Origin of the sequence: Actinoplanes couchii, assembly GCF_016862075.1 — a bacterium.
Classification (GTDB): domain Bacteria; phylum Actinomycetota; class Actinomycetes; order Mycobacteriales; family Micromonosporaceae; genus Actinoplanes; species Actinoplanes couchii.
Genome location: NZ_BOMG01000026.1, coordinates 201,326 through 228,204, shown reverse-complemented (window position 1 = coordinate 228,204; position 26,879 = coordinate 201,326). Strand labels below are relative to the sequence as shown.

Genomic DNA, 26,879 nt, shown 5'->3' with positions numbered 1-26,879 from the left:
CGTATCCCGTATTCACGTGGTTGGGCCGTTGGCCCGGGTCACCCGGACCGCGACCTCGGACCGGCGGCGTACCCCCAGTTTGGCGAAGATGTTGCGCAGGTGGGCGTCGACGGTGTGCCGGGAGATGTAGAGGGTCTCGGCGATCTCGATGTTGGTCTTGCCGAGCGCGACCTCGTCGGCGACCCGCTGCTCGGCCGGGGTCAGCTCGGGCAGCGGAACCCGGGCCGGGGTCTCGCCGCCGAGTTCGTCGAGCAGCCGTTCCAGCCGGGTGCGGGGCCGGTCGGCGCCGGGCACGGACATGATGGACAGTGCCTCCCGGCACCAGCGCAGCCGTTCCGGCCCGCCGTCCAGGCGGGCCGCGTCCTCCAGCGCGGCGGCCAGTGCGAACGGCCGCCCGGCCTGCCGGAACTCGGAGGCCGCGTGCAGCACCGCGGCCAGGTCCCGGTGCCGGGTTCCGGCGGCGTGCGCGGCGGCGCCGGCCGCCGCGTGTGATCCCGGGTTGCGCAGGGCGAACTCCCGGGCCGTGGCGACCACCGCCGTCGCCTCCGCCGGATGCCCGCTGTCCAGGGCGATCCGGACCAGGACGGCGGCCGCCGCGGGATCGCCGGCCAGCAGCGCGGGCCGGTCCGGCAGTGCCGTGTAGACGCACCGGAGCAGGGCGAACGCGGCGGTCCGGTCGTCGCGCGCATCGAGCAGCAGGGCTTCCGGCCAGAGCACGTCCTCGGGCACCGCGGTCACCCCGTCGGTCGCCAGCCGGCGGATGCGGTCCAGTTGCTCGTGTGCGGCCGCCAGATCGCCGCGCAGCACCGCCAGCCGGATCGTCATGCCCAGCAGCGGCATGGCCAGCGCGTGCGCGGAGTGCTGCTCGGCGACGGCCAGACCGGACTCGACCTCCACCGCGGCGTCCTCCAGCCGCCCGGTGGCGTGGTGCAGCGTGGCCTGGAAGTGGTGCCAGAGCGGGTCGGCCCAGGGGGTGCCGAACCGGTCGGACTCCTTGCGCCCGGCGCGGATCACCTGCTCCGCCTCGTCGAAGCGGTCCAGGGCGATCAGCGCGGCGCTGAGCCAGATCCGCGGATGCCGGTGCGCGGCCTCGCCGCCGTGTTCGGTGACCAGGTCGGTGGCGGTCCGGGCATGCGCCCACGAGTCGTGCAGCCGGCCGGTGGTGAAGGCGACCAGACTGCGCCCGGTCAGGCCGAACACCGCCGCGCCGTACTCCTGCCCGGCCCGGCCCAGCACGTCGGCCTGCTCGCCCGCCGCGTCCGCCGCGACCAGGTCACCCAGGTAGCAGAGGGCGTGCGCGCGGACCGCGTGCAGCCGGGCCCGGACCGCCGCGGACAGCCCGGGAAGAGCCAGGGCGTCGTCGCAGTAGCGCACCGACATCTCGTTCAGCCCGCCGTGTTTGCACGCCTCGGCCAGTCCGAGCAGCAGCAGCGCCTCGGTCTCCGGTTCCAGCCCGGCGCCGAGGGCCTGGCCACCGAGGCGGCGGGCCTCCTCCAGCCGGGTCGCCGAGGCGAGCAGCCGGACCGTGTCGGCGACCAGGGCCGGGCGGTCCGGGTCGCCCGCGCCGACCGAGTCCAGCGCCCGCAGCATCACGTCGGCGGCGGCGCCGGGCGCGACCCGGGCGATCGTCCCGGCCATCGACCGGACCATCCGGACCGCGGCGGCGGCCCCGGCCCGGCCGCTCTTGAGCTGGTGCTCGGCGATCTCCAGGGCGGGCCGGCCGGCGTCGGTGGTGATCGCGGCGGCCTCCCGGTGCAGCTGCTCACGCATCACCCGCGGCACCATGCTGTAAACCGCCTGGCGCACCGAGTCGTGCGCGAACGACAGCTGCCCGAGACTGTCCTCGATCAGAAAGTCCGGCATCGCCTCCCGGATCAGCGGGTACAGCTCGCGGACCGGTTGCCCGGTCAGCCGGGCCGCCTCGTCGGCGCCGAACGGCCGGCCGAACACCGACGCCGCCTGCAGCAGCCAGCCGGTCGCCTCGCTGAGCGTGTCGACCACCTCGCGGACCGCGTCGATGAAACTCGGCGGCAGATCGTCGCCGAGCACCGAGCCGATCCCGTCGGCCACCACCAGCTGGCCGGTCGCGAGCAATGCCTTGAGCAGCTGTTCGGTGCGCAGCGGGTTGCCGCCGCAGGAGGCGGCCAGGGCGACCACGGTGTTGTCCACCTCGGTGCCGACCACGTCGGTGGCCAGCCGGGCGATGTCCGGCTCGGTCAGCACCCCGAGCCGGATCGGTTCGGCGCCGTCCCGGGCCAGCCGCCGGATCAGCTGGTGACCGGGCCGGTCCCGGTTCGCCGAGGTGGGCGGGCGGTGCGCCAGCAGCCAGCGCACCGGCGAGGACTCCAGGGCCGGGATCAGCTCCCGGATCGCCAGGGCGCTCAGCTCGTCCATCCACTGCGCGTCGTCGATCACGATCAGCAACGGGTGCTGCCGGGACGCCTCCTCCAGCGAGGCGCGCAGCCGCTGCAGCGTGCCGAACGGGTCGGAGCGTTCCGGTTCCCGGTGCGCCAGCCAGCCGAACGCCTCGGTCGCCGGGGTGCAGTCGCGCAGCGCGCCGGCCAGGGTGACCAGGGGCGCCGCCTGGTCCAGGAGGAACGCCTCCCGGGCCGCGACGGTGATCTTGCGGTCCACGGCGAGGCCGATGACCACCCGGAGCAGGCTGGTCTTGCCGATGCCCGGTGGCCCGGTCAGGGTGTGCAGTCCGCCGGCGCCGGCGGCGGTGTCGTCCAGCACGCGCAGGAGCTGGGCGACCTCGGCGTCACGGCCGAAAAGGCTCATGGGGAACCCCGTTACGGTGTCGAACGCGGACGGCCCTGTTCCCCCGTGGTGGCCCGTGTCGATCTGACTGAATATCTATCACAGTCAACTCGGGGAGTGGCATCGTCCACCCGCCGCCGCAACTACCCGAACGGTCGGGAGTGGATCGTCCGTCATTCCCGGAACCGGGGCTGAACAGGGCTTTCGCGTCGTCCATGAACGACTTCCCACTCGATCGCGCAGTGGGCCGCCCGCCGTCGCCGCCGCTAGCTTCGGTCACCGTTGGTGAGGAACAACCCGATCAGGGGAGGCAACGATGTACGGGAACGAGTCCTTCGGGCGCCGGTTGCGCCTGGGGAGCCTGCGACGCCGGGGCGGCTCCGGCCTGCTGCTGGTGCCGCTCGACCACGCGGTCGGCGCCGGCCCGCTGCGCCCGGGCGCCGATCTGGACACGCTCGTCGCTCAGCTGGCCGAGAACGGCGCCGACGGTGTGGTCCTGCACAAGGGATCGGTCCGGCGGATCCGCCCGAACCGGTTCCGGGACCTGTCGCTGACGGTGCAGCTCAACGCGAGCACCGCGATGGCCGCCGACCCGGACGCGAAATATCCGGTGGCGACCGTCGAGGAGGCGCTGCGGCTGGGCGCGCACGCGGTCAGCGTGCACGTCAACGCGGCCTCCCGGACCGAGGCCACCCAGATCGCGCACCTGGCCCGGGTCGCCGAGGACTGCGACAGGTGGTCGGTGCCGCTGCTGGCGATGATGTACGTGCGCGGCCCCGCGGTCCGGGACGGGCGGCAGGCCGACCTGGTGGCGCACGCGGTCGCCGTCGCCGCCGAGCTGGGCGCCGACCTGGTGAAGACCGCGCTGCCGGAGGACCCGGCCGCCGCTGCCCGGGTGGTCGCCGGCGCCGGGGTGCCGGTGCTGGCCGCCGGGGGCGCGCCGGTGCCGGGCCCGGAGGCGGTGCTCGGGCGGATGTCCGCGGCGATGCGGGCCGGCGCCGCCGGAGTGGCGGTGGGCCGGCTGGTGTTCACCGCCGACGACCCGGCCGCCATGCTGCGACGTCTGGCCGCCGTCGTGCACGACCGCAGTTCGGTGGCCGTCGGATGAGCGCGCGGATGAGGGAGCGGGACTGCTGGATCGATCTGCGGCAGGCCGGCGAGTGGCGGCGCGGGGTCGCCGAGGAGGCCGTCCACCTGCGGTTCGAGGCGATCGTGTCGGACGACCCGGCGGACCTGGCCGGGCTGCCGCCGACCGTCACCCGGGTGCTGGTGGTGACCGGTGCCGAGCTGCCCGGCGACTTCGGCGACGCCGACCTGGTGCTGGCCGACCCGGTGCGGCACGGCGACCCGGCCCGGCTCGCCGGTGAGCATCCGGGGGTGCGGTTCGGCAGCCGGGTGGACGTGACCGACGCGGCGAGCCTGGACCTGGCGTGCGAACGGGTCCGCCGGGACGAGCTGACCGTACTGCGCTTCCACGACCCCACGCACATCCCGCTGGAGATCGTGCTGGCCGCCGCCGACGGCGCGGACGGCCGGATCGTCACCGAGGTGACCTCGATCGACGAGGCCTCGGTGCACCTGACCGTGCTGGAACGCGGCCCGGACGGGATCATGCTGCGGCCGGGCGGTCCGGGCGACGCCACCAAACTGGCCGAGGTGGTCCGGCGCGGTTCCCCCGACCTGGACCTGGTCACCCTGACCGTGACCGGGATCCGGCACGTCGGCTCCGGCGAACGGGCCTGTGTGGACACCTGCTCGCATCTGGGGCGGGACGAGGGGATCCTGGTCGGTTCGCGGTCCCGGGGACTGCTGCTGTGCGTGAGCGAGACCCATCCGCTGCCGTACATGCCGATGCGGCCGTTCCGGGTCAACGCCGGGGCGATCATGTCGTACACGCTCGCCGACCACGAGCGCACCAGGTACCTGTGCGAACTGCGGGCCGGGTCGACCGTGCTGGCGGTGCGCGCCGACGGGCGGACCAGGCCGGTGACCGTCGGCCGCGTCAAGATCGAGACCCGGCCGCTGCTGGCGATCGACGCGGTGGCGCCGGACGGCGAGCAGCTCAACGTCATCGTGCAGGACGACTGGCACGTCCGGCTGCTCGGGCCCGGCGGGGTGGTGCACAACTCCACCGAGCTGAAACCCGGCGACGAGCTGCTCGGCCACCTGCCCGGCCGGGAACGGCACGTCGGCTATCCCATCGACGAACTGTGTCACGAGCTGTGACCGGCATCGGGGACTGGACGGACCGGGCCGGGCTCACCAAGGTCCAGGACGAGCTGCTGGCCGGCACCCTGGCCGCGGCCGCCGCGTCGCCGTTCTACCAGCGCCGGCGCGACGGCGTGCCGGTCAACCGGGCCGAGCTCGCGGACTATCCGCTGACCGGCAAGGACGACCTGCGGGACGCGTACCCGTTCGGGATGCTCGCGGTGGACCGGTCCCGGCTGGCCACCTACCACGAGTCCAGCGGCAGCACCGGGACACCGACCGCGTCCTACTACACCGCCGCGGACTGGACCGATCTGATCGACAGGTACTCGCGGATGCGGGTCGGTATCCGGGCCACCGACACCTTCCTGGTGCGTACGCCGTACGCGCTGATGCTCACCGGGCACGTGGCCCACGCCGCCGCGCTCGCGAACGGGGCCACCGTGGTGCCCGCCGACAACAGGTCGATGGCCACCCCGTACGCCAAAGTGGTCAAGCTCTTGAAAGACCTGGACGTGACCCTAACCTGGTCGCTGCCGACCGAGACCCTGGTGTGGGCGGCCGCGGCGGGGCGTGCCGGACTGCGGCCCGGCCGTGACTTCCCGGCGCTGCGGGCCCTGCTCGTCGCCGGGGAGCCGCTGAGCCCGGCCCGGCGGGACCGGATCGGGCGGCTGTGGAACGCGCCTGTCGTGCAGGAGTACGGCGCCAGCGAGACCGGGGGACTGGCCGGGGAGTGCCGGTACGGGAACCTGCACCTCTGGGCCGACCGGGCGATCTTCGAGGTGTACGACCCGGCGACCGGCCGGATCAGCGCCGAGGGATCCGGTGAACTCGTCGTCACTCCGCTCTGCCGGGAGGCGATGCCGTTGCTCAGGTACCACATCGGCGACCGGGTCGAGGTGACGTTCCCGGACTGCCCGTGCGGGTGGGCGCTGCCGGTGGTGCGGGTGCTGGGCCGTTTCGAAGCCGGCGGCGGGATCACCCAGGTGGGGCTGGAGCAGGTGGTGTTCGGGCTGCCCGACGAGTACGGCGTGCTGTTCTGGCGGGCCCGGCACAGCGGGCCGGAGTTGCTGATCCAGATCGAGGTGGACGACACGTACCGGGCCGCCGCGATCGCCGTACTGCACGGGGCCGTCGGTACGGCGTACGACATCGAATGCCGGGTCGAGGCTCTTCCGCTGGTGCCGGAACGGGTGCTGACCGCGGCGCCCGAGGTGATGAAACCCCGCAGTCTGTTCACCGCGGGTGAGGACTGGGATCGGGCCCTGCGTTACTACTGAGAGGGGCTTGCTGTGCGGATCGGCATCGTGGGCGCGGGGATCGGTGGCCTGACCGCCGCGATCGCGCTCACCCGCCAGGGCGCCGACTGTGTCGTCCACGAACAGCGGCCGGCGCCCGACGACGACGGCACCGGCATCCAGATATCGCCCAACGCCGTCGCTGAACTGCGGAAACTCGGCGTCGACCTGGACTTCGCGGTCGAGGTCACGTCCCGGGAACTGCTCCGCTGGGCGGACGGCACGGTCCTCGGCCGGACCGACCTGAGCCGGTACGGCGCGCCCTACCTGACGATGCGACGGGGACTGCTGACCGCGGCGCTGCGCCGGACCGACGTCCACTATGGCCGCAGGTGTGCGACGGTGCGTGACGACGGCTCCGGGGTGACGATCGAGTTCACCGACGGTAGCCGGGAGCGCTACGACCTGGTGATCGGCGCGGACGGCCTGCGCTCGGCAGTGCGCGCCGTGGTCGCCCCGGCCGAACCGATCGACAGCGGCCTGGTCGCGTCCCGCGCGGTGATCCGGTCGGACGCGCCGCCCGGTGTCCGGGTGTGGCTCGGTCCCGGCCGCCACTGTGTGGCCTACCCGATCGCCCCGGGCCTGCTCAACCTGGTCGCGGTCACTCCGGCGGGCCGGCACCCGGATCCGTTCGGCGGCTGGGATCCGGTGGTGCGCGGGCTTCTCGGCCGGGCGGGGGAGTGGGACCGGCGCGCGCTGTACGACCTGCCGCCCGCCCCGGTGTGGCACCGGGGCCGGGTGGTGCTGATCGGCGACGCCGCGCACCCGATCCTGCCGTTCATCGCCCAGGGCGCCGCCCAGGCGATCGAGGACGCCGTCGCCCTGGCCCGCAGTCCCGATCTCACGGCCTTCCGGGCGTCCCGCCGGGACCGGGTCCGGCGCGTCTACGAGCTGTCCCGGGCCGGGCTCCGGGTGCACCACCTGCCGGACGGGCCCGGACAACGGGACCGGGACCGGGGGCTGGCCGTCGCCCCGGCGGACGGGCACGACTGGCTCTACGCGGTCTGACCCCGGTCCTCCCGGCGGCGCAGCAGCGACACCAGCTCCACCCGGGAACAGACGCCCAGCTTCCGGAAGATCTGCCGCAGGTGGAAGTTGACGGTGTGCGGGGAACGGCCGACCCGGGACGCGATCTGCCGGTTCGTCAGGGCCAGGCCGACCAGATCGGCGATCTGCATTTCCCGGTCGCTGAGGGCGCTCCAGTTGGCGTCCGCCCCGGCCCTCGGGTCGATGATCCGGACCGGGCGCTCCCGGCGGGCCCGTTCCGGGTGCAGGGCGGCCACCACCGCGCCCGGCAGCGACTCCTCGATCACCGGGCGTACCAGCTCGTGGCAGAAGGCGATCGTGTCACCGGCGGCCACCAGGAAACCCGCCTCGAACGCCTCCTCGATCGCCGGCAGCAGGCCGATCACCGTGCCGCCGAGCAGCGCGCCGAGCCGGGCCGGCGGAAACGGCGACCGCAGCGTGGACGCCGCCTGCACCAGATGCCGGGCGGCCGGGGACAGCGCCGCGAACCGGCCGGCCAGCCGGGCCCGGAACCGGTGCGGCAGCCGGACCGGATCCGGGACGGCCGCCCCGTCCACGATCCGCAGCAGGCCCTCCTCCCGCAGCCCGGCGAGCAGGCGGACCACCGCGCCGGGCCGGCCCGCCGCCACCCGGGTCAGATCCAGCAGCCGGGCACCGGCCCGCACTCCGGGCAGGGCGACGGCCAGCAGCCGCCGGATCTCGGCCGGCGGCAGCGGCTCCAGCGACAGCCGGTGCGTCCCGGCCGGCATCGGCGCGGTGGTGACGACCAGCAACGCGGACTCCCGGACCAGCGCGACCCGGCCCGGCTCGGCGGTCACCGTGGCGCCGGCCCGTCGCCCCAGCGCGGCGACCTCCCGCAGCAGCCGGGCCCGCCCGCTGTCCGGCGGCCCTTCGACGAGAAGCACGGCGGGCCGGGCCGGGCTCACCCAGTCGAGCAGCCCGGCGCAGAACCGCATCTCCCGGTCCCGCCCGATCAGGGGAATTACCTGTGCCATCGGATCCTCCTCGTGGGGTCGGATCCGATGGTGTGGCCGCCACGGCGGGAAGACCCGCTAGAAGTAGCGCATTGCCCGGTTTCCCCGAGTCGGCCATCCAACAGTGGCTAATCCAGGGCGGCGGCCGGGGTGGGCAGCCGACGGCGGGTAGGGGTGGTGACCCAGCCGATCGCGCCGACGGTCAGGTACAGGCCGCCGAACCACCAGAAGGCCAGGAGCAGGAAGCCGACGTCGTCGTAGAGCGCGGCGAACATCGACGCGGTGCCGGCCACGGCGAGCACCCCGTACGCCGCGCGGAAGCCGAGCGCGCACAGCACCGCGTGCGTGAACGGGGCGGCGATGTAGAGGAGCGACCCCACGCTGACGACCGCGATCATCTCTTTGCTGATCGAAGCCGCGGCGGCCAGGCCGGGGAGCGCGACCAGCAGACCGGCGGTGGCGTGCCACAGCCGGACGGCGACCCGGCCGCGGGTGTGCCGCATCCGCCACGGCACGATCACCGCCGCCCAGAGCAGCAGCACCATCGGGAGGAAGAGCACGCCGGTGGTCGTGGTGCCGAAGAAGACGGCCATGTAGATCGTCGTCAGGGCGGCCGCCGCGATGTCGGCGCGCTCCCGTAGCCGCGGGGGCAGGGCGAACGGCAGTGCCGCGAGCAGCGCCGGCAGCAGGGCGAGCAGGGCCTCGCCGATCGGGAACGAGCCGTCGTCGGCCTGCAGGGCCATGATGAAACCCGCGTAGACGGCGGTCAGCGCGCCGATCGTCACGGCGAGCGCGCGCAGCCGCGGATCGGGGCCGGGCTCGGGCTCGGGCTTTTCGGGCCGGGTGACGCCCAGCTCCTCACGGGACTGCGCCGCCACCTCCTGCGGGCTGCCCAGGCCGGCCAGCGCCTCGTCCAGGTCGCGGCCACTCGCCACCGCCTCGGTGAGGTGGGCCCGGACGTCCTCGACGATCTCGGAGACGGCGCCGGGCGGCACGTCGGACAGGGCGGCCCGCAGGTCCCGGAGATAGGTCTCCGCCGCCTCGGGCAGGGCCTCGCTGGTCATTCTTCCTCCGCTGTCAGCTCGTCGACGTGTGGCCGGATGTCGTGCCACACGGCCGCGAAAACCCCCAACTGCTCCCGGCCCCGGGGGGTGACCGAGTAATACCGACGGGCGTGCCCCTGCTCGGGGGTCTGCCAGTGGGTCTCCACGGTCCCGGCCTGTCGCATGCGGGCGAGCAGCGGGTAGAGGCTGCCCTCGCCGGCGATCAGGCCACGCTCGACGAGTCTGTCGGCCAGCTCCAGGCCGTACATCTCGCGTCGCGCCAGCAGGCCCAGGACGCAGTACTCCAGCACGCCCTTGCGGATGTTCGTGGTGATCCGCTCGCGCATGATGTCCATGGATACAAGATACCTTGCGTAGCAAGACCTTACTATGGTCACTACGGGTGATGAAGACGGCGGTGGATTGACCGGTTCGTTCGAAATCCGGCTGCGCTATCGTTACCACCCGCTCTTGCCTTCCGTGCCGCGAGGAGTGAGCAGTTGGCAACACCGATGGCCGGACCACGCCTGCGGGTCACGGGGCTCGGGCCGCTCACCGCGACCACCGGCGACCGGGAGATCGACCTCGGGCCGCCCAAGCAGCGTGCCGTCTTCGCGGTGCTCGCCCTCTGCTCGGGTGTCACCGTCTCCCGGGACGAGATGGTCGCCCGGGTCTGGGGCGAGTCCGCGCCGGCCACCGCCGCGGGCAGCCTGCACACCTATCTGACCGGCCTCCGGCGGGCTCTCGGCGACGCCCAGGATCTGCTGATCAGCGACCGTGCCGGTTACCGGCTGCGACTGGACCGGGCGATGTTCGACGTCGCCCGGACCGAGGATCTGGCCACCCGGGCGAGGACCGAGAAGGATCCCGCGCTGTACGAGGAGGCCCTGGCCCTGTGGCCGGCTGGCACCCTCTTCGCCGCGGTCCCCGGCCCGTTCGTGGCACAGACCCGGGAACGGCTCGCCGGCCTGCGGCTGCGGCTGCTGATCGAGCACGCCGAGCTGGCCCCGCCCGCGGCGGGGGTGGCCGAGCGCCTGCTCGCCGAGGTGCCGGCCCATCCGTTCGACGAGCGGCTGCGGGTCGTGCTGATGCGGGTCCTGCAGCGGGGCGGGCGGACGTCCGACGCCCTGGCGCAGTACGCGGACCTGCGTCGCGTCCTCGCCGCCGACCTGGGGATCAGCCCGTCCCCGGCAACCCAGGCGGCGTACGCGGAGATCCTCGACGACGACCGCCCGCCGACCGTCACGGTCACCCGCCCGGCGCAGCTGCCGCACGACAACGAGGCGTTCGTGGGCCGCTCCGACGAGCTGCTGGTGCTGGTCGGCAACGGCACCGGCCGGGCCCTGCGCCGCCGCGGGATCGTCACCGTGGTCGGGGTCGGCGGGATCGGGAAGACCTCCCTGGCGGTACGGGCGGGGCATCTGCTCCGGGACACCTACCCGGACGGCCAGATCTACCTCAACCTGCGCGGCTTCGACCCGTCGCACACCGCCCTCACCCCGGACGCGGCCCTGCAACACCTGCTGACCTCGGTCGGCGCCCGCAACCTGCCGGGCGGCCGGGAGGAGCGCACCGCACTGTGGCGCAGCCTGCTGGCCGACAAGCGGATGCTGGTGATCCTGGACAACGCCGCGTCGGCCGAGCAGATCGAGGACCTGCTGCCCGGCGGCAGCACCTGCTTCGTCATCGTCACCAGCCGTAACCGGCTGGCCGGGATGAACGTCCGGCACGGGGCCCGCCGGATCCCGCTGGGCCCGCTGACCGTGCCGGAGTCGCTGGACCTGCTCGGCACCACCGTCGGCCCGGACCGGGTGGACGCCGAGCCCGAGTCGGCCCGCCGTCTCGCCGAGTTGTGCGACAGGTCGCCGTTCGCCCTGCAGATCGCGGCCGAGCAGGTGGTGTCGACGGCCGGTGTCAAGCTCGGCGACCTGGTCGGCCAGCTGGAGGACGTGCAGCACCGGCTGGACGCGCTGCAGCTCCCGGACGATCCGCTGCTCTCGGTCCGGGGCGTGCTGTCCTGGTCGTTCGCCGCCCTCGGGGCCGGTGAGGCGCGGGCGTTCCGGATGCTCGGGGTGCTGCCGGGCACGAGTGTCACCCGGGACAACGCGGCCGCGCTGTTCGGCGTCGCCCCGGGGCAGGCCGGCGCGTGGCTGTCCGGGCTGGCCGCCCTCTCCCTGCTGGAGCAGGACGGCGAGCGGTTCACCATGCACGACCTGGTCCGGTCGTACGCGGCAGGCCTGTCCTCGGACCTCGACCCGGAGGAACGGCAGGCCGCCCTGACCAGGCTGCTGGAGTGGTACCGGGCGACCGTGTCCCGGGCCGGCAACGGCATGGTGGACCGGGGCTGGCCGATCACGCCGCCGCGCACCGAGGTGCCGCCGGTGCTCTTCGACTCCCAGCGGGACTGTCTGCTGTGGTGCATCGGGGAGGCGCAGAACATCCTGGCGCTGCTCCGGGCGGCCGGCCCGGCCGGTCTGTACGCACCGGCCTGGCACCTGACCGCGCTGATGTTCGACTACTTCTACACCGCCGGGCACCCGGCGGAGTGGCTGGAGCTGCTGGACACGGCGATGCACGGCGCCCGCGCCGAGGGTAACCGGGTGGCCCGCGCGATCCTGCACAACCACAGCAGCGTCGCCTGGTCCCGGATGGGGCGCAACGAGATCGCGGTGCGGCAGCTGCGGCTCGGGCTGGCGCTGCTGGACGGGCCGGACGACTGGCGCTTCCGGATCAGCCTGCTCGGCAATCTGGCGTCCACCCTGCGGGAGGCCAAGCTGTACGCCGCCGCGCTGAACCCGGCCCTGGAGGCGCTCGAACTGGCCGAGCGGGAGGGTATCGACTACTACCTGGCGGCCACCCACGACGTGCTCTGCGAGCTGTACTCGGAGACCGGGCACTGGGCCGAGGCGATCGGCGCCGGCGAGCCGGGACTGGTCTACGCCCGCCGGTCGCACAGTCAGATCATCGAGGCCAACCTGCTGATCAACGTCGGCCGGGCCCGGCACGGGCTGGGCGGTCCGGAGGCCGAGGCGGCGTTCGCCGAGGCGCTGCGGATCAGCGAGGACTCCGGGGACCGGTACCACCAGGGGGTGGCCCTGTTCGGGCTGGCCCGGGTGGGCGCGCCGGGTGAGGACACCCAGGCGCTGGCCCGCCGGGCCCTGCTCCGGTTCGAGGAGCTCGACGCCGAGGAGGCCGGCGACGTACGCGACTTCCTGGCCTCCGGCGGCTGACCGTCAGCTCCTGGTCCGCTGCCAGATCAGGACCGCCTCGACCCGGGAACTCGCGCCGAGCTTGGTGAAGATCCGGTTCACGTGGTTCTTCACGGTCTTCTGCTGCACCCGCAGCTGGGCGGCGATGTCGGCGTTGCGCATGCCGCGGCTGATCGACTCCATCACCTCGGACTCGCGCGGGGACAGCTGCGGCCGCTCGCGGGTGACCGGTGGCGCCGCCGGCGGCCGCTTGTGGGTGGGCCTGCTGTGCGGCACCAGGGCCAGCCGGTAACGGGCGGTGGCCGGGCCCCGGCGGCGGGTGTGCGGGCCGGCCAGGCCGTTGAGCGCCTCGGCGAGCGCGCCGTTCGCGGGCGGGGCGCCGGAGGAAACCGGGGTGACGGTCACGTCGACCGACGGAAGACCGTCGATCAGCACGTCCAGGCCTTTACTGGCGAATTCCTGGCGGATGTGCGCGAGAATCTCCGGACTGGAGATCGCGATACGCACTCGTCCGCCGGTTGTGCCTGGGGTGGGGGTGACCGTGGGCATGATCGCCAGTTTGCTGAGGCTCGCTTCAGAGCCTCTTCATAATCTCTTCACGAGCGCAGGAGCAGCGGCTCCTTGAAGAGACCGGTGTCGACCTTGCCGTCCGTGCTCACCGTGAAACGCCAGGTCGCGTTCTCGCCGTGCACCGACACCACCGTCCAGCGCCGGACCGGTTCCTCCAGCAGCCGGTCCACCAGGTAGAGGTCGCGGCCCTGCGGGGGAGCGGCGAAGAGCACGATCCCGCCTTCCGGCGCGTCCAGCACCTGCGCGGCCTCGACCAGCCGGGACACGTCCCACCCGGTGAAGTCCTGATCCGGTTCGAACCCCACCCGGATCACCCGGGCGTTCGCCGCCCACGGACCGGTGGTCAACCGCCGCGACCACGATCTGACCATGCCCCGTGCCAGAGCGTCATCACCCGTGAGGCTGATCATTCCGTTCGCTTCGGCCAGATTGAGCATCACCCGGCCCTCGTCGCCGGCGCCGATCGAGACGAGCATCGGCAGCGCGTCGGTGACGTGGTCGCTCACCGGGGCCGAGTGCAGTTCCCGCAACGGCATCGTCCAGGTGCGGCCGGCCTGCTCGGCGATCCAGCCGGCCGGCGGGGCCTCGTCCGGGCAGGACAGGCGCAGCATCACCGAGTCCGGCCCGAGGACCAGCGCGCCGACCTGCGGGACCGGGCGCTGCCATTCGGCACACGCGGTAGCCAGGGCGCGTACGGCGTGATCGACGGTCCAGGCGCCGGATCGTTGCTGCGTGCCCTGGGCGGGAGGGCGTACGGGAGTCCGGTCCGGCCTGTTCATCCGGCGATCGTCGGTACGCGGGGTAACCGCTGTCAACGAGTCCCGTCGACATCCATGGGCCCAGGGGCCCAACATCACCAGAGGAAACTGGACCTTCCCGGCGTCCCTTCCTAGTTTGATCGACGTTGCCGATCGCCGGGCCGGGCGTTGCCGCGCGGCTCGCACTTCGAAGGGAATACCCGATGGCGAACCTGAACATCACCTACGGGGAGATGCAGGACAGCGCGACCCGGATGCGCAACAACAAGAACGAGATCGACTCTCGTCTGACCGAGTGCAAGTCCATCGTGGACAATCTCACCAACTCGGGCTTCGTGACCGACACGGCGTCCAAGGAGTTCGAGACCGTGCACACCGAGTTCGTCGGCGCCGCCAACGAGCTCATGGAGAACCTGACCCTGCTGTCCGAGTGGCTGGACAAGGCCGTCGAGGCGCTGCGCTCGATGGACACCGAGCTGGCCGGTTCTCTCAAGAAGTAACAACACCACAGAGGAGTACGCCGTGCGCATGCTGATCACCCTCGCGTCGCCGGAGGCGTGGTCGGCCGACGTCGTCGTGGACGCCGATCCCGCCACTCCGGTACGGGACATCGTCAAGACGCTGCTGGACAGCCTCGACCCGTCGGCTTTCGCGCACGGTGCAGTCCCGGACACCGGGGCGGTCCATCTCGACGACCGCCCGCTCGACCTCGACCTGCCGTTGTCCGCCAGTGGCGTGCACGACGGGTCGGTGCTGTGGATCGGTGGTCCGGGACCGGCGCCGTACGGCACCACCGGCGGCCTGGTCACGATTCGTGCCGTGACCGGCGCCGGTGCCGGGCGGGTCTGGTCGCTCGGTCCGGGCGAACACCGGATCGGCTCGGTTCAGGGCAGTGCCGTACGGCTGGACGGTGTGCCCTCGGTGGCCGCGATCGTCCGGGTCACCTTCGACGCCGAGGTGCATGTCCGCGGAGTCGAGGGCACCCTGCTGCTGGACCGCGAGGAGCTGGCCGAGGGTGAGGTGGCCTGGCGGGACACCTCGCAGCTGACCGCCGGCCCGACCACGCTGGAGGCGCACCCGCTGCTCCAGCCGGACGCGGTGATCGAGCCGTCGCCGGAGAACGAGTACCTGGACTACAACCGTCCGCCCCGGCTGCTGCCGCCGAAACGGCAGGACAAGTTCAAGATCCCGCAGGAGCCGAAGCCGCCGCAGCCGAACGCGTTGCCGTGGCTCGCCGCCGCGCTGCCCGCCGCTTTCGGCATCGTCATGGCGTCGGTCCTGCGCAACCCGATGTACCTGATGTTCGCGGCGATGACCCCGATCATGGTGATCGGCAACTACTGGACCAGCCGCCGGCAGGGCAAGACCGGTTTCAAGGCCCAGCTGGCCGAGCACCACGCGCGAGTGGCCGCGATCGAGGAGCACATCGCCGAGACGACCGTCCTGGAGCGCTCCGACCGCCGGGTGGCCTCACCCGACCCGGCCGAGCTGCTGATGGTCGCCACCGGCCCGCGTGCCCGCCTGTGGGAGCGCCGGGTCACCGACCCCGACCACCTGGTGGTCCGGGTCGGCATCGCCGATCTGCCCAGCATGATCACCGTCGAGGAGGCCGGACGGGACCGGCAGACCGACCGGATCCTGGTCGACGTCCCGGTGGCGTTCTCGATCAAACTCGCCGGTGTCTCCGGGGTGGCCGGCCGCGGCGAGTGGCCGCGCCGCCTGGCCCGCTGGATCACCGGTCAGCTCGCTGTCGCGCAGAGCCCCCGTGACCTGCAGCTCTACGTGCTCACCGACGCGGGCGGCAGCGCCCTGTGGGAGTGGGCCGCCTGGCTGCCGCACACCCGGCCGTCCCTGGGCCAGCAGACCCTGACCCTGATCGGCATGGACGCCGAGACGACCGCCCGCCGCATCGCCGAGCTGCTGGAGCTGGTCGACGCCCGCCGCCGTGCCCGGATGAACGCCCAGCAGGGCGGGCACGCCACCGACCCGGACATCGTCGTGGTCCTGGACGGCGCCCGCCGCCTGCGCGCGCTGCCCGGCGTGGTCTCGCTGCTGCTGGCCGGCCCGGCCGTCGGCGTCTACTTCATCTGTATCGACAACGACGAGCGCACCCTGCCCGAGGAGTGCTCGACCATGGTCCTCGGCGGCGACGGCCTGCCGACCACGCTGCGCCAGCAGCGCGCCGCGACGATCGAGGGCATCCGGGTCGACGAGGTGATCGACGACTGGTTCCCGAACACCGCCCGCCGGCTCGCCCCGGTCCGCGACATCAGCGACACCGCCGGGGACGCCGCCCTGCCGGCCGCCGCGCGACTGCTCGAAGTGATCAAGCTGGAGGACCCGTCGGTCGGTGCGATCAGCGCCCGCTGGAACGCCTCGCCGCGCAACACCCGCGCGGTGATCGGCTACAGCATGGACGGCCCGTTCGCGCTGGACCTGGTGGCGCACGGCCCGCACGGCCTGGTCGCCGGCACCACCGGCGCCGGCAAGTCCGAGTTCCTGCAGACCGTGGTGGCCTCCCTCGCGGTGGCGAACCGGCCGGACGCGATGAACTTCGTGCTGGTCGACTACAAGGGCGGCGCGGCCTTCAAGGACTGCGTCGACCTGCCGCACACCGTCGGCATGGTCACCGACCTCGACACCCACCTGGTCGAGCGGGCCCTGACCTCGCTCGGCGCCGAGCTGACCCACCGTGAGCACCTGCTCGCCGCGGTCGGCGCCAAGGACATCGAGGACTACGTCGACTACTCCACCCGGCGGCCGGTCCCGGAGGTCATCCCGCGGCTGCTGATCGTCATCGACGAGTTCGCGTCGATGGCCCGGGAACTGCCCGACTTCGTCACCGGTCTGGTCAACATTGCGCAGCGGGGCCGGTCCCTCGGCATCCACCTGATCCTGGCCACCCAGCGCCCCAGCGGTGTGGTCTCGGCCGAGATCCGGGCCAACACCAACCTGCGGATCGCGCTGCGGGTCACCGACGCGACCGAGAGCTCGGACGTGATCGACGCCCGGGAGGCGGCCAGCATCTCCCCGGCCACCCCGGGACGCGCGTACGCCCGACTCGGCCACAGTTCGCTCATCCCGTTCCAGACCGGCCGGGTGGGTGGCCGCCGCCCGCAGCAGAACGTCACCGAGTCGGTGATCGCGCCGTTCCTGCACCAGGTCGGCTGGCAGGACCTGGGCCGCCCGGTGCCGCAGCGCCCCCGCGCGACGGTCGAGGTCGACGAGGCCACCGACCTGTCCGTGCTGGTGTCGACGATCCGCCAGGCCAACGACATGATCGGGATCGCCGCGCAGCGCCGTCCGTGGCTGCCGGCCCTGCCGACCAACGCGATGGCCGACCTGGCGACCGAGCCGCGGGTGGACAGCCGGGGCGAGCCGACGTTCGCCTGGGCGGTGCAGGACCTGCCGAAGAGCCAGCAGCAGGTTCCGATGACCATCGACCTGTCGACCTTCGGCCACCTGCACATCATCGGCGCGCCCCGGTCCGGCCGGTCGCAGGCGCTGCGCACCATCGCCACCGCCGCGGCCTCCGCGGCGAGCACCGCCGACCTGCACATCTACGGCCTGGACTGCGGTAACGGCGCGCTGCTGCCGATCACCCGGTTCCCGCACTGCGGCGCGGTCGCCCAGCGCACCGACGTGGAACGCGCCAGCCGGCTGCTGCAGCGCATGCACGAGGAGGTGCAGCGCCGCCAGCGGATCCTGGGCCAGGGCGGGTTCGCCGACCTGACCGAGCAGCGGGCCTCGGCGCCGGCTGCCGAGCGCCTGCCGCACATCCTGCTGCTGCTGGACCGCTGGGAGGGCTTCCTCGGCACGCTCAGCGAGCACGACAACGGCACGCTGACCGACCAGATCTACACCCTGCTGCGCGAGGGCGCGAGCACCGGCGTGCACCTGATCGTGGCCGGTGACCACAGCCTGCTCAGCGGCCGGATGGCCTCGCTCGTCGAGGAGAAGCTGGTGCTGCGGCTGTCGGACCGTACCGACGCGGCCCTGGCCGGGCTGAACCAGCGGAAGATCCCGGAGAACATGCCGGCCGGCCGCGGGTACCGGGCGGTGTCCCAGATCGAGGTGCAGGTCGCCCTGATCGCCGCCGATCCGAGCGGACCGGCGCAGGTGGCCGCGATGCAGGAGATCGCGGTCCGGCTGACCGAGCGGGACGCCGAAGTGCCCCGCGCGCAGCGCCCGCAGAAGATCGCGACGATGCCCACCGAGCTCAACTTCGAGCAGGCCTGGGAACTGGTCGGCACCCCGCGTCCGGGTTACGCGCTGGTCGGTGTCGGTGGCGACGACCTGGCGCCGATCGGGGTCAACCCGCTGGAGGACGCGCCGACGTTCCTGATCGCCGGGCCGTCCCGGTCCGGGCGGAGCACCGCGCTGAAGGTGATGGCCGAGTCGCTGCTGCGGTCCGGGATGGAACTGGTGATCGGCGCGCCGATGCGTACGCCGCTGCTGGACCTGGTCGGCAAGCCCGGCGTACGCGGCGCGGTGACCGGCGAGAACCCGGAGGAGGAGGAGTTCGCCGCTCTGCTCGACTCCGCGGACGGGCCGGTCGCGCTGCTGGTCGACGACGCCGAGGTGTGGCGGGACATCGCCGCGAAGGACTACCTGCGCCAGTTGATCCGGACCGCGTCGGGCAAGAGCCGCGCGGTGATCATCGCCGGGGAGATCTCCTCGGTGGCGCTGGGCTTCTCCGGCTGGCAGGTGGAGGTCAAGAAGAACCGGCGGGGCGCGCTGCTCTCCCCGCCGACTCTGAGCGCCGGTGATCTGGTCGGTGTCCGGTTGACCCGGGCCGCCATCGCCGACAAGGTGGTCCCCGGCGTGGCCCGGGTGCACCTCGGTGACGGAACGCTCCAGGCAGTTCAGATTCCTCTGCCGGAACAGGCGGCGGGCGCGTGAACACGACGACACGGAAGGCGGTGTGCTGATGGCCGACATCGTGGTCAAGGGACTCAACGATCTGTCGCGCAACCTCGGTGAGATCATCTCTCAGTTCAAGGGGGCGCTGGACCTCGAGAACGGGCTGGAGAAGCAGTGGGGCCAGCACAACGCGAACCTGTCGATGGGTGACTTCGCGGACAACTGGACCGGCAACCGGGACAAGATGGTCGAGGACCTGGAGAAGTTCAAGGAGCGCATCGACAAGGCCGACGAGGCCTGGACCGAGGGCGACCTGCAACTCTTCAAGACTCTGCAGAGTGACGGAGAACAGTGAGCGACGGCCGTATCAAGACCATGCGTGCGTCCGATCCGGCCCGGATCGCCGAGGCGCACAAGAAGTACAAGCACATCTCCGACACCATCGAGGACACGGTCAGCCAGCTCTCCAAGATCGTCAGCGCCGGCGAGGAAGGCCTCAAGGGCAGCTGGGCCGAGAAGATCAAAGAGGATGCCGAGTCCATCAAGGAGAGCCTGCAGAAGGCCGGCACCCGGTACCACGACGCGGCGACCGAGATCGGGATCTACCAGCCGGAGCTCGAGCGGGCCTTCACCGACGTCGGCGCCGCCGAGTCCGCGGAGGCCGACGCCAACGCCTCACTGAGCCGGGCGAACGGCCTGCCGGACCCGCAGAAGGGCGCGGACGGCACCATCCCGCCCGAGGAGGAGCAGAAGGGCATCGACAAGAAGCGCCTCCAGGACGAGGCGAGCGGGGACGTCACCACCGCCAAGAACAAGCTGAACGCCGCGCTGGACGCCCTGAGCGTGGCCGGTAAGCGCCTGGGCGACGCGGTGAACTGCAAGAACTACGACGACGGCCTGACCGACAAGATCGGCTGGCAGATCATGAAGTTCTTCAAGTGGCTCAGCAAGATCTTCGGGTACATCGCGCTGGCCTTCGCCTTCCTGGCGGTGTTGTTCCCCGGCGTCGGATGGATCGTGGTAGCGGGGGTGGTCGCCGGCGCTGTCACACTGATCGCCGACAGCGTCCTGCTGGCCGGTGGTGATGGCAGCGTGCTCTCGGTCGTCCTGGGCGCCGTCGGGCTGGGTCTCGCCGGTCTGGGCGCCGCGGTGGCCAAGTTCGGCTCAAAGATCGCGTCCTACGTCAGCAGCTGGAAGGGCTTCCAGAACGGCTTCGGCGCCAAGTGGACGCTGATCCTGGGCCCGAACGGCAAGGTCACCAACATCAAGTTCAACTTCAGCGGCATCACCTTCAACCCCGGCAAGGTCGGGTTCTTCGAGGGCCTCGGCAACAAGTTCAGCGGCATCTGGGGCAACTTCAAGAACGGCTTCAGCAACATGTTCCTGAACGGCTTCGACGGCTTCAAGAACAGCCTGAACGGCCTGATGAGCACCTGGTGGAAGAACTTCAGCGGCCTGACCACGTTCAAGGACCTGAGCTTCCTGAAGGGCCTGCCGTTCCTCAACGGCGGCTTCAACGGCATCGGCCTCGGGCTGCAGGCGGCCTGGGGCGCCTGGGGCACGCTCAACCAGGCGTTCGGTATCGGGGTCAGCATCATCGTCGCGACCATGCAGGCGATGGAACACCCGGCGCTCGGGGACGCGTGATGCTGGAACTCTCCTGGACCTGGGACCTGGTCCCGGCCGCCGACGAGGACCGGGACACCTGGATCGCGTCGATGGGCAAGATCCTCGACGAGATGGTCGGCGACCAGATCGAGGTGGCCCGGGCCAACTGGCCCGAGGACTCCCCGGATTCGTTCCCGTTCACACCCGGCGCGATGGGCACGGCGGTGGCGAGCGATCTGATCGAGCGTGCCGACATGCTGCCCGAGGGCTGCCGCCTGATCTGGGGCGCCGGCTTCTTCGGCGAGCAGGTCCGCTGGGTGCCGCTGATGCTGCTGGCCGAGTTCAAGGCGCCGCGCGAGGGCGAGGACCCGGCCTACCTGATGGCCATGGTCGGCGCCGAGGGGATGCCCGACGACATCCGGGAGCCGAACGTCGAGTACTTCTCCACCTCCCGGGGTGACGGTGTCCGGGTGATCGCGATCGCCCGGACCGAGGAGGCGGGCACGTTCGGCCGGGTGCAGGCGGCCCTGCGCCTGGAGCGGCCGGAGGGTGACCTGGACGTCCTGCTGGACACCCGGATCGCCGACTTCGAGCAGCTCGGGGCGATCGGCCACGGGATCGAGGCCGCGATGAACCTGATCGCCGACAGCACCCACCTCCGGTTCACGCCGGTGGAAGCAGAAGAGCCCGTCAAGGTACAGGACCCCTCGTGATCGACTTCGAACTCGTCATCCCCACCGGCTGGGTGCACATCCCGACCCTGCCGGAGTACGCGAAACTGCGGGACCGCAACATCGAGGAGATCATCAAGCGGGCCCTGCCGGACACGCTGCCCCGGGACAAGGCCGGCCCGTGGCGCAAGATGCTGCGCAAGGACATGGTCGAGGCGGCCGTCGAGGCCCAGCGCCAGGGCGCCCGTGGCCTGGTCATGCCGCTGACCGAGATGCAGGGCATGCGCCTGCCCGGCTCGCTGCTGCTGACCGTGATCGGCGCCGACGAGGGCGAGCCCGAGGACCCGACGACGGTGCTGAACTCGGTCCTGGCCGACGCCGGCGACAACGGGATCGCGCTGGAGATCGGCGGCTGCCCGGCCGTGCGGGTCCAGCAGATCATCGACAGCGAACCCCTCAAACGCAAAGCCCCTTCGGTACGGGTGAGCTACTTCGTGGCAGCTCCCGACCATCCCGGGGTGTGGGGCCTGCTCACCTTCACCGTGCTCACCGACGGTGACGTCGAGGCCGAGGAGGTGCAGGCCATCACGCTGCTCTTCGACGCGGTGGTCGGCACCCTCCGATGGGCCGACCGGGTGGACGTCCCCACCGAGGACGAAGTCCTCGCCCAGATGCCGTCCGACTGACCGACTATTAGAAAGCGGTACCGATGTTCCGGATGCCGAGCCTGAGCCGCCCGGTGTTCCTGGGCTCCGCCCTGGCACTGATCGTCCTTCTGGGGGCCGGCGCGTTCGCCGCGCGTCGGGCGGCCATCGCCGCCGAGCCCCTGGAAGGTGGCAAGGCGTCCACCGCTGACGTGCGGATACTGGTGAGCGCGGCGGGTTCCTGCCCGTCGCTCACCCCCGCGCGCCTGGCCGGGCAGGTGATGGCCGCGTCCGCGTTCGGCGTCACCCCGGTCGAGGGGATGCGGGACAACGGCGCGACAGGTGTGGCCGCGCTGACCCCGCAGCAGTGGCAGGAGAACATCCCGTGGGAGGGCGCGCAGCCCACCGACCGGGAGGCCGCGATCACCGCTCTGGCCCACCTGACCTGTGGCCTGATCGGTCAGGCCCGCACGCTGAACCTCGAAGAGGACTCGTGGAAGCTGGCGCTGGCCGCCAAGCGGATCGGCCTGGACGGGGTGATCAAGGCCGGTGGCCTGGGCGCCGCACAGGAGCACGTGAACACCGTCGACCGGTACGCCACCTGGTACGCCCTGCAGCCCGAGTTCGGTGGCGGCGCGGCCTCTCCGGCCCCCGGCCCCGGGTACGCCACGGCCGGTGCGACCATCCCGGTGCCGGACGCCTACGTGGAGTCGATCGTCACCGCCGGCAAGGTCTGCGCCGAGGTCCCGCCGTCGCTGGTGGCCGCGCAGATCATGGCCACCTCCGGTTTCGACGCCGGCAAGCTCGGCCCGGCCGGTGAGCAGGGCATCGCCCAGTTCCTGCCGCGGGTGTGGACGGAGAACGTCAAGGCGGCGGCCCGCAGCCCCTGGCAGCCGGCCGTGGCGATCACCGTGCTCGGCCGCACCATGTGCAAGCTGACCAAGCAGTACGGCGGGCAGTACGCCCCGGCCCTGGCCGCTTTCACCCGCGGCAGCGAGAAGGCCGAGGTGACCGCGCTCGCTGAGTCGATCACCAAGGCGCAGGCCGAGTACGCCAAGGACACCCGGATGCAGCTGGCCGCGCCGAAGACCCCGGCGGCCGGCACCGGCACCGCGAAGCCGTCGAAGTCGTCGGCCGCCCCGAAGCCGTCCCAGGCTGGCCGGACCAACCAGCCGCCGCTCAAGGCCGCAAACGTCAAGGCCACCGAGTACGGGCCGTACTTCATCCTCAACCTGTCCACCCAGATGTGCGTCGACATCGGTGGTTACGGCGCCGGCGTCGAGAACGGCCCGGTCAACCAGTTCCCCTGTGCCAAGGCCACCAAGGACAACCAGGAGTGGATGTTCGTGCCGCGGCAGGTCGACGGTGAGGGCAACCAGCTCTACTGGATCAAGAACACCGCGGACGGTCTGTGCATCGACGCGCCGGGCTCCGAGGGCGTGGCGTCGGGCACCGAACTGGTCGAGCACCCGTGCCTGGAGAACGACAACCAGTACTACCGGCTGGAGAAGCGCAAGACCTCCGGCAAGTTCGTCTACTACTGGCTGCGCAACACGGTCACCGACAGCTGCATCGACGTACCGGGCAACGGGGTGAAGGAGAACGACCTGCACCTGGCCCTGGTCCCGTGTCTGGCCAACGACGACCACGACTGGGCTCTGGTCCAGAAGGCCGAGTGGTGAGGACGATGACGAGATTCCGCGCCGTGGCGGCCGCCGCCGCGACAGCAGCCGTGCTGCTGACCGTGGTCCCGGTGGCCCCGGCCTTCGCCGAACCGGCCACCGGCACCGCCGTCAACCGCCAGTACTACACGGTCACCGCCTCCTACCAGGGCTCTCCGGAGACGCTGTGGGAGATCGCGGCCCGGTTCCTGGGGGACAGCGCCCGGGCCGGGGAGATCCTCGATCTGAACACCGGCCGGATCCAGCCGGACGGCGGCCGTCTCTCCGACCCCAGCCAGCTGCAGGCCGGCTGGTACCTGGTGATGCCCTGGGACGCGGTCGGCTCCGACCTGAAGCAGGGCGCGCTCCCGGCCAGCGAGAGCGCCGGCACCACCTGCGCCCGCCAGGAGAACCTGCCCGCCGACGCGGACTGGGGCCAGAGCCTGCTCACCCCGGGCAAGGTGTGGACCAGCGCGACCGGCTCCGGTGTCAAGGTGGCCGTGATCGCCTCCGGAGTGGACGGTTCGGCGCCGGAGCTGGGTGGCCGGGTCACCTCGGGCGCCGACATCACCGGCGGCGCCGGCCGCGGTGACCTCGGCTGCCGGGCCGGGACCGGGCTGGCCGGCATCGTCGCCGGTGACGACGGCGCGCAGGGCGCGAGTTACGGGGTGGCCCCGGGCGCCCGGATCATCCCGGTCAAGTCCGGCACCAAGCTGACGCCCGCCCTGGTCTCGACGGGTATCGGTGTGGCCGTCTCGTCCGGCGCCGACGTGGTCCTGGTCGGTTCCGCGGTGGACGCCCGCGATCCGGCGCTGCTGGCCGCGGTCAGCGACGCGATCAGCCGGGACGTGGTGGTGGTGCTGCCGGCCACCGCCAACGCCGCGGCGACCGCCGGCCTGCTCCGGGTCGGTTCGGCCGGCCCGGACAAACAGCCGGCCGGTGACCACCTCGCCGAGTCGGCCGACCTGCTGGCGCCCGGTGTCACGGTGGCGACCATCGGCCGGGCCGGGACCGGTGACGAGTACGCGGCCGCCTGGGTGGCCGGGACGGTCGCCCTGGTCCGGTCGGCGTTCCCCGGGATGCACGCCGCCGACGTGACCGACCGGGTCGTGAAGACCGCCGCGGACGGCCTGGTCAGCCCGGTCGCCGCGATCAACACGCCGCTGCCGTCGGAGACCGCGGCCGCCGCCCCGGCCTCGGCGTCCAGCAACATGGACACCCTGAGCACTGTGCTGACCTGGGCCGCGGTGGCCCTGGCGGTGGCGCTGCTGCTGCCCTACCTCCTGCAGTACCCGATCCGGCTGGTGCGGGAGGCCGGCGCCCGCCGTAAGGAGCGCCAGCAGGCCCAGGAGACCCTGGACCGGCTGACCACCGGTGGTGACGACGAGTTCTGGAACGCCCCGAGCACGAGCACCACGGTCATCAGGAAGTAAGGGCCAGCACGATCCGATCAGTGGTACCCGAGGCCTGGCGCTGCCAGGCCTCGGCTGTTTCCGCGAACGGCACCGTCACGTGCCGGACGGTGAGCCGCCCGGCCGCCGCGTGCCCGGCGATCTCGGTGAGGGCGGCCGCCCGCTCCGCCGTCGACAGCGCGTTGTTGGTGTAGCCGAGGATCCGCAGCGAGCCGCCGCGCAGCGTGGCCGAGTCGATCGGCGCGGTCGCCGCGGCCGACGAACCGAGGTTGACCAGGCGCCCGCCGGGCCGGAGCACCCGCAGCGCGGCGGCCGCGGGCACCCCGAAGACCGGGTCGACGACCAGATCGGCCGGCCCGTCGAGCACCTCGCGCAGCCGGGCGGCGAGGGTGTCGACGTCGTCGTCCGGCCGGAGCGGGACGACGGCGTCGGCGCCGGGTGACGACGAGCGGGTCACCGCGATCACCCGGCGGGCGCCGCCGAGCCGGGCCAGTTGGACGGCCGCCTGCCCGACTACACCACCGGCGCCGAGCACGATCACCTGCTCCCCGGCGACCAGTTCGCCGGTCCGGTGCAGGGCCTGGTGGGCGGCGACGGCGGACAGGCCGAGCGCCGCGACCAGGGCCGGCGGAGCATCCCCGGGCAGCGGCACCACGGCCGCCGGGGGCACGGTGACGACGGAGGCCATGCTGCCGTCGCCGGGGCGCATCCCGGCGGCGGTGGCGAACCAGACGGGTGTCCCGTCCGGGAGTGTGCCGACCCCCTGCACCCCGGGCACGTACGGCGTGGCGGGTGTCCCGAAGTAGCTGGTCCCGGAGGCGCAGAGCAGGTCGAGCGGGGTGATCGGCACCGCCGTGACGGTCACCGTCAGCTCGCCCGGGGCGGGCACCGGAAGCGGCCGTGATTCCACGACCGGCGCCTGTCCGCAGGTGTGCAGCACGGCCGCCCGGATCATGTGGCGATGTCCGGGTAGGGCCGGGTGACGTGCGCGAGCGAGGCCCCGTACGCCTTCTGGTATTCGAGGGGTTCGGTGTTGTCCCGTTCGAACACCGCGATGAACAGGGTGAGCGTGAGGAACGGGTGTGCCCCGAACTCGAAGAGCCGCACCTGGTCCCGGGCGATCAGCGCGTCCCGTTCCTCGTCGGTGAAGGCCAGCCAGGTGGTGTTCTCGCCGCTGTGGCAGTTGAGCAGGTCGTTGGCCATCGTGGACTCCCACCAGGCGACCAGCTCGGCGGGATCCTCCCGGTAGCGCTCCACCAACAGAGGGTCGCGGTCGACGGTGAAGAGGAACTTGTTCAGTAGGTACTTGCTCATGCCGGAGCTCCCGAGGGGTACCAGGTGAAGTAGGCCTCCATGGTGTGGAACAGGTCGAGCGTGTCGACGTAGTCGGCTTTCACCCCGGCCCCGGCGACCCCCATCATCAGCATGAAGTCCATGAACCCGTGGGTGGCGTTGCCCGGCTCGTGCAGGCTGTCCAGGGTCACCTCGCGCAGGCAGCCGTCCAAGTCGCCGTTCGCGATCCACTGGACCGCCCGCTGGTCGAACTCCGGGTCGGGGCCCTGCGGGCCGAACTGCCGGGGACCGCCCAGCTCCAGCGACAGGTGACCGGTTCCGATCACGGCGACACGCAGGTGCGAGGGCCACTGCTCGATGATCGTACGAATTGACTCGCCGAGTTTGACGAACCGGGACGGCTGCGGCAGCGGCGGCGCGAAGATGTTCGTGTAGATCGGCACGATCGGCAGGTCGGCTTCCGGCCGCAACGTGATGATCGGGCAGGTCACGCTGTGGTCGATGCGCAGCTCGTTGCTGAACGCCAGGTCGAAGCCGGAGTCCAGGCCGGCCCGGAGGATGTGCGCGGACAGGTCCTCCTGGCCCTGGAGCCGCATCTTCGGCAGCCCGAACTCGCGTTCCTCGTTGTACCAGTTGGCGTCGTAGAACGGCGCCTTGCCGACCAGGAACTGCGGCATGTTGTCCAGCCACAGCTGGTGGAAGTGGTCCGACCCGACCATCACCAGCACGTCCGGGTTCGCCCTGGTCAGGGTCTCCCGGAACGCGGTGATCTTGCGGACCCACTCGTCGGCGAACGGGGGCCGGTCGTCGCCGGTGGCGGTGCTGGCCCGGTAGTAGAAGGGGTGATGCGTCGAGGCGATGACCGCGACGATGCTGGCCAT

General features: G+C 72.2%; 22 protein-coding genes. 13 read left to right on the top strand and 9 right to left on the bottom strand.

Annotated features, from left to right (window positions below; all coding sequences use genetic code 11):
* Positions 1–12 precede the first annotated feature (12 nt).
* The gene (locus Aco03nite_RS07825) at positions 13–2,781 is read right to left on the bottom strand and encodes an AAA family ATPase (protein ID WP_203794093.1); all 2,769 of its coding nucleotides are present in this window, start codon (positions 2,779–2,781) and stop codon (positions 13–15) included.
* Positions 2,782–3,076: 295 nt separating this feature from the next.
* Between Aco03nite_RS07825 and Aco03nite_RS07820 the strand changes: the two genes are divergently transcribed.
* Genes Aco03nite_RS07820 through Aco03nite_RS07805 form a run of 4 tightly spaced genes read left to right on the top strand, consistent with a single transcriptional unit; the run spans position 3,077 to position 7,274 of the window.
* The gene (locus Aco03nite_RS07820; protein WP_203794092.1) at positions 3,077–3,868 is read left to right on the top strand and encodes a 2-amino-3,7-dideoxy-D-threo-hept-6-ulosonate synthase; all 792 of its coding nucleotides are present in this window, start codon (positions 3,077–3,079) and stop codon (positions 3,866–3,868) included.
* Complete coding sequence (locus Aco03nite_RS07815) at positions 3,865–4,986, top strand: 3-dehydroquinate synthase II family protein (protein WP_203794091.1); 1,122 nt, start codon at positions 3,865–3,867, stop codon at positions 4,984–4,986. The genes Aco03nite_RS07820 and Aco03nite_RS07815 overlap by 4 nt, the downstream gene beginning before the upstream one ends.
* Complete coding sequence (locus tag Aco03nite_RS07810) at positions 4,971–6,248, top strand: AMP-binding protein (protein ID WP_239144978.1); 1,278 nt, start codon at positions 4,971–4,973, stop codon at positions 6,246–6,248. Before Aco03nite_RS07815 ends, Aco03nite_RS07810 begins: the two co-directional genes overlap by 16 nt.
* A 12-nt stretch (positions 6,249–6,260) precedes the next feature.
* Positions 6,261–7,274: an FAD-dependent monooxygenase gene (locus Aco03nite_RS07805; protein ID WP_203794090.1), complete on the top strand. Its 1,014-nt coding sequence runs from the start codon at positions 6,261–6,263 to the stop codon at positions 7,272–7,274.
* Here the strand turns inward: Aco03nite_RS07805 and Aco03nite_RS07800 are convergent.
* The 3 genes from Aco03nite_RS07800 to Aco03nite_RS07790 form a co-directional block, all read right to left on the bottom strand.
* Complete coding sequence (locus Aco03nite_RS07800) at positions 7,262–8,287, bottom strand: helix-turn-helix domain-containing protein (protein WP_203794089.1); 1,026 nt, start codon at positions 8,285–8,287, stop codon at positions 7,262–7,264. The two genes, Aco03nite_RS07805 and Aco03nite_RS07800, sit on opposite strands and share 13 nt — an antisense overlap.
* Positions 8,288–8,394: 107 nt before the next feature.
* Positions 8,395–9,330 carry an HAAS signaling domain-containing protein gene (locus Aco03nite_RS07795; RefSeq protein ID WP_203794088.1) on the bottom strand — a complete coding sequence of 312 codons (936 nt, stop codon included), beginning with the start codon at positions 9,328–9,330 and terminating at the stop codon, positions 8,395–8,397.
* Complete coding sequence (locus Aco03nite_RS07790; RefSeq protein ID WP_203794087.1) at positions 9,327–9,665, bottom strand: PadR family transcriptional regulator; 339 nt, start codon at positions 9,663–9,665, stop codon at positions 9,327–9,329. The genes Aco03nite_RS07795 and Aco03nite_RS07790 overlap by 4 nt, the downstream gene beginning before the upstream one ends.
* A 144-nt stretch (positions 9,666–9,809) precedes the next feature.
* Between Aco03nite_RS07790 and Aco03nite_RS07785 the strand changes: the two genes are divergently transcribed.
* Positions 9,810–12,539 carry an AfsR/SARP family transcriptional regulator gene (locus tag Aco03nite_RS07785; RefSeq protein WP_203794086.1) on the top strand — a complete coding sequence of 910 codons (2,730 nt, stop codon included), beginning with the start codon at positions 9,810–9,812 and terminating at the stop codon, positions 12,537–12,539.
* A gap of 3 nt (positions 12,540–12,542) precedes the next feature.
* On the opposite strand, the gene Aco03nite_RS07780 is transcribed toward Aco03nite_RS07785, so the two are convergent.
* Together Aco03nite_RS07780 and Aco03nite_RS07775 are read right to left on the bottom strand one after the other, a co-directional pair.
* Positions 12,543–13,025: a response regulator transcription factor gene (locus Aco03nite_RS07780; RefSeq protein ID WP_203794085.1), complete on the bottom strand. Its 483-nt coding sequence runs from the start codon at positions 13,023–13,025 to the stop codon at positions 12,543–12,545.
* Between the two features lie 89 nt (positions 13,026–13,114).
* Complete coding sequence (locus Aco03nite_RS07775; RefSeq protein ID WP_203794084.1) at positions 13,115–13,867, bottom strand: hypothetical protein; 753 nt, start codon at positions 13,865–13,867, stop codon at positions 13,115–13,117.
* Positions 13,868–14,049: 182 nt separating this feature from the next.
* Between Aco03nite_RS07775 and Aco03nite_RS07770 the strand changes: the two genes are divergently transcribed.
* The 8 genes from Aco03nite_RS07770 to Aco03nite_RS07735 are packed head-to-tail and all read left to right on the top strand — an operon-like array spanning position 14,050 to position 24,726.
* Positions 14,050–14,346, top strand: coding sequence for a WXG100 family type VII secretion target (locus Aco03nite_RS07770; protein ID WP_203794083.1), 297 nt, complete (start codon positions 14,050–14,052; stop codon positions 14,344–14,346).
* A gap of 28 nt (positions 14,347–14,374) precedes the next feature.
* Positions 14,375–18,748: an FtsK/SpoIIIE domain-containing protein gene (locus tag Aco03nite_RS07765; protein ID WP_239144985.1), complete on the top strand. Its 4,374-nt coding sequence runs from the start codon at positions 14,375–14,377 to the stop codon at positions 18,746–18,748.
* Positions 18,749–18,776: 28 nt separating this feature from the next.
* On the top strand, positions 18,777–19,064 hold the full coding sequence (locus Aco03nite_RS07760) for a hypothetical protein (RefSeq protein WP_203794081.1): 288 nt from the start codon (positions 18,777–18,779) through the stop codon (positions 19,062–19,064).
* Complete coding sequence (locus Aco03nite_RS07755) at positions 19,061–20,356, top strand: hypothetical protein (RefSeq protein WP_203794080.1); 1,296 nt, start codon at positions 19,061–19,063, stop codon at positions 20,354–20,356. The genes Aco03nite_RS07760 and Aco03nite_RS07755 overlap by 4 nt, the downstream gene beginning before the upstream one ends.
* On the top strand, positions 20,356–21,030 hold the full coding sequence (locus Aco03nite_RS07750; protein ID WP_203794079.1) for a hypothetical protein: 675 nt from the start codon (positions 20,356–20,358) through the stop codon (positions 21,028–21,030). Before Aco03nite_RS07755 ends, Aco03nite_RS07750 begins: the two co-directional genes overlap by 1 nt.
* The gene (locus tag Aco03nite_RS07745) at positions 21,027–21,674 is read left to right on the top strand and encodes a hypothetical protein (RefSeq protein WP_203794078.1); all 648 of its coding nucleotides are present in this window, start codon (positions 21,027–21,029) and stop codon (positions 21,672–21,674) included. Before Aco03nite_RS07750 ends, Aco03nite_RS07745 begins: the two co-directional genes overlap by 4 nt.
* A 32-nt stretch (positions 21,675–21,706) precedes the next feature.
* Entirely contained in the window at positions 21,707–23,314 is a 1,608-nt protein-coding gene (locus Aco03nite_RS07740; RefSeq protein WP_203794077.1) for an RICIN domain-containing protein, read from the top strand.
* 5 nt (positions 23,315–23,319) lie between these two features.
* Entirely contained in the window at positions 23,320–24,726 is a 1,407-nt protein-coding gene (locus Aco03nite_RS07735; protein WP_203794076.1) for a S8 family serine peptidase, read from the top strand.
* On the opposite strand, the gene Aco03nite_RS07730 is transcribed toward Aco03nite_RS07735, so the two are convergent.
* Genes Aco03nite_RS07730 through Aco03nite_RS07720 form a run of 3 tightly spaced genes read right to left on the bottom strand, consistent with a single transcriptional unit; the run spans position 24,716 to position 26,879 of the window.
* On the bottom strand, positions 24,716–25,660 hold the full coding sequence (locus Aco03nite_RS07730) for a quinone oxidoreductase family protein (RefSeq protein WP_203794075.1): 945 nt from the start codon (positions 25,658–25,660) through the stop codon (positions 24,716–24,718). The genes Aco03nite_RS07735 and Aco03nite_RS07730 overlap by 11 nt on opposite strands.
* Positions 25,657–26,019 carry a hypothetical protein gene (locus Aco03nite_RS07725; RefSeq protein ID WP_203794074.1) on the bottom strand — a complete coding sequence of 121 codons (363 nt, stop codon included), beginning with the start codon at positions 26,017–26,019 and terminating at the stop codon, positions 25,657–25,659. The genes Aco03nite_RS07730 and Aco03nite_RS07725 overlap by 4 nt, the downstream gene beginning before the upstream one ends.
* Positions 26,016–26,879, bottom strand: coding sequence for a DODA-type extradiol aromatic ring-opening family dioxygenase (locus Aco03nite_RS07720; RefSeq protein WP_203794073.1), 864 nt, complete (start codon positions 26,877–26,879; stop codon positions 26,016–26,018). Before Aco03nite_RS07720 ends, Aco03nite_RS07725 begins: the two co-directional genes overlap by 4 nt.

Bases quoted from the DNA above. Each gene is read 5' to 3' on its own strand.
- Aco03nite_RS07825 (WP_203794093.1), bottom strand. From the start codon at position 2,781: ATGAGCCTTTTCGGCCGTGACGCCGAGGTCGCCCAGCTCCTGCGCGTG.
- Aco03nite_RS07820 (WP_203794092.1), top strand. From the start codon at position 3,077: ATGTACGGGAACGAGTCCTTCGGGCGCCGGTTGCGCCTGGGGAGCCTG.
- Aco03nite_RS07815 (WP_203794091.1), top strand. From the start codon at position 3,865: ATGAGCGCGCGGATGAGGGAGCGGGACTGCTGGATCGATCTGCGGCAG.
- Aco03nite_RS07800 (WP_203794089.1), bottom strand. From the start codon at position 8,287: ATGGCACAGGTAATTCCCCTGATCGGGCGGGACCGGGAGATGCGGTTC.
- Aco03nite_RS07795 (WP_203794088.1), bottom strand. From the start codon at position 9,330: ATGACCAGCGAGGCCCTGCCCGAGGCGGCGGAGACCTATCTCCGGGAC.
- Aco03nite_RS07790 (WP_203794087.1), bottom strand. From the start codon at position 9,665: ATGGACATCATGCGCGAGCGGATCACCACGAACATCCGCAAGGGCGTG.
- Aco03nite_RS07775 (WP_203794084.1), bottom strand. From the start codon at position 13,867: ATGAACAGGCCGGACCGGACTCCCGTACGCCCTCCCGCCCAGGGCACG.
- Aco03nite_RS07770 (WP_203794083.1), top strand. From the start codon at position 14,050: ATGGCGAACCTGAACATCACCTACGGGGAGATGCAGGACAGCGCGACC.
- Aco03nite_RS07765 (WP_239144985.1), top strand. From the start codon at position 14,375: ATGCTGATCACCCTCGCGTCGCCGGAGGCGTGGTCGGCCGACGTCGTC.
- Aco03nite_RS07760 (WP_203794081.1), top strand. From the start codon at position 18,777: ATGGCCGACATCGTGGTCAAGGGACTCAACGATCTGTCGCGCAACCTC.
- Aco03nite_RS07750 (WP_203794079.1), top strand. From the start codon at position 20,356: ATGCTGGAACTCTCCTGGACCTGGGACCTGGTCCCGGCCGCCGACGAG.
- Aco03nite_RS07740 (WP_203794077.1), top strand. From the start codon at position 21,707: ATGCCGAGCCTGAGCCGCCCGGTGTTCCTGGGCTCCGCCCTGGCACTG.
- Aco03nite_RS07735 (WP_203794076.1), top strand. From the start codon at position 23,320: ATGACGAGATTCCGCGCCGTGGCGGCCGCCGCCGCGACAGCAGCCGTG.
- Aco03nite_RS07730 (WP_203794075.1), bottom strand. From the start codon at position 25,660: ATGATCCGGGCGGCCGTGCTGCACACCTGCGGACAGGCGCCGGTCGTG.
- Aco03nite_RS07725 (WP_203794074.1), bottom strand. From the start codon at position 26,019: ATGAGCAAGTACCTACTGAACAAGTTCCTCTTCACCGTCGACCGCGAC.
- Aco03nite_RS07720 (WP_203794073.1), bottom strand. From the start codon at position 26,879: ATGGCCAGCATCGTCGCGGTCATCGCCTCGACGCATCACCCCTTCTAC.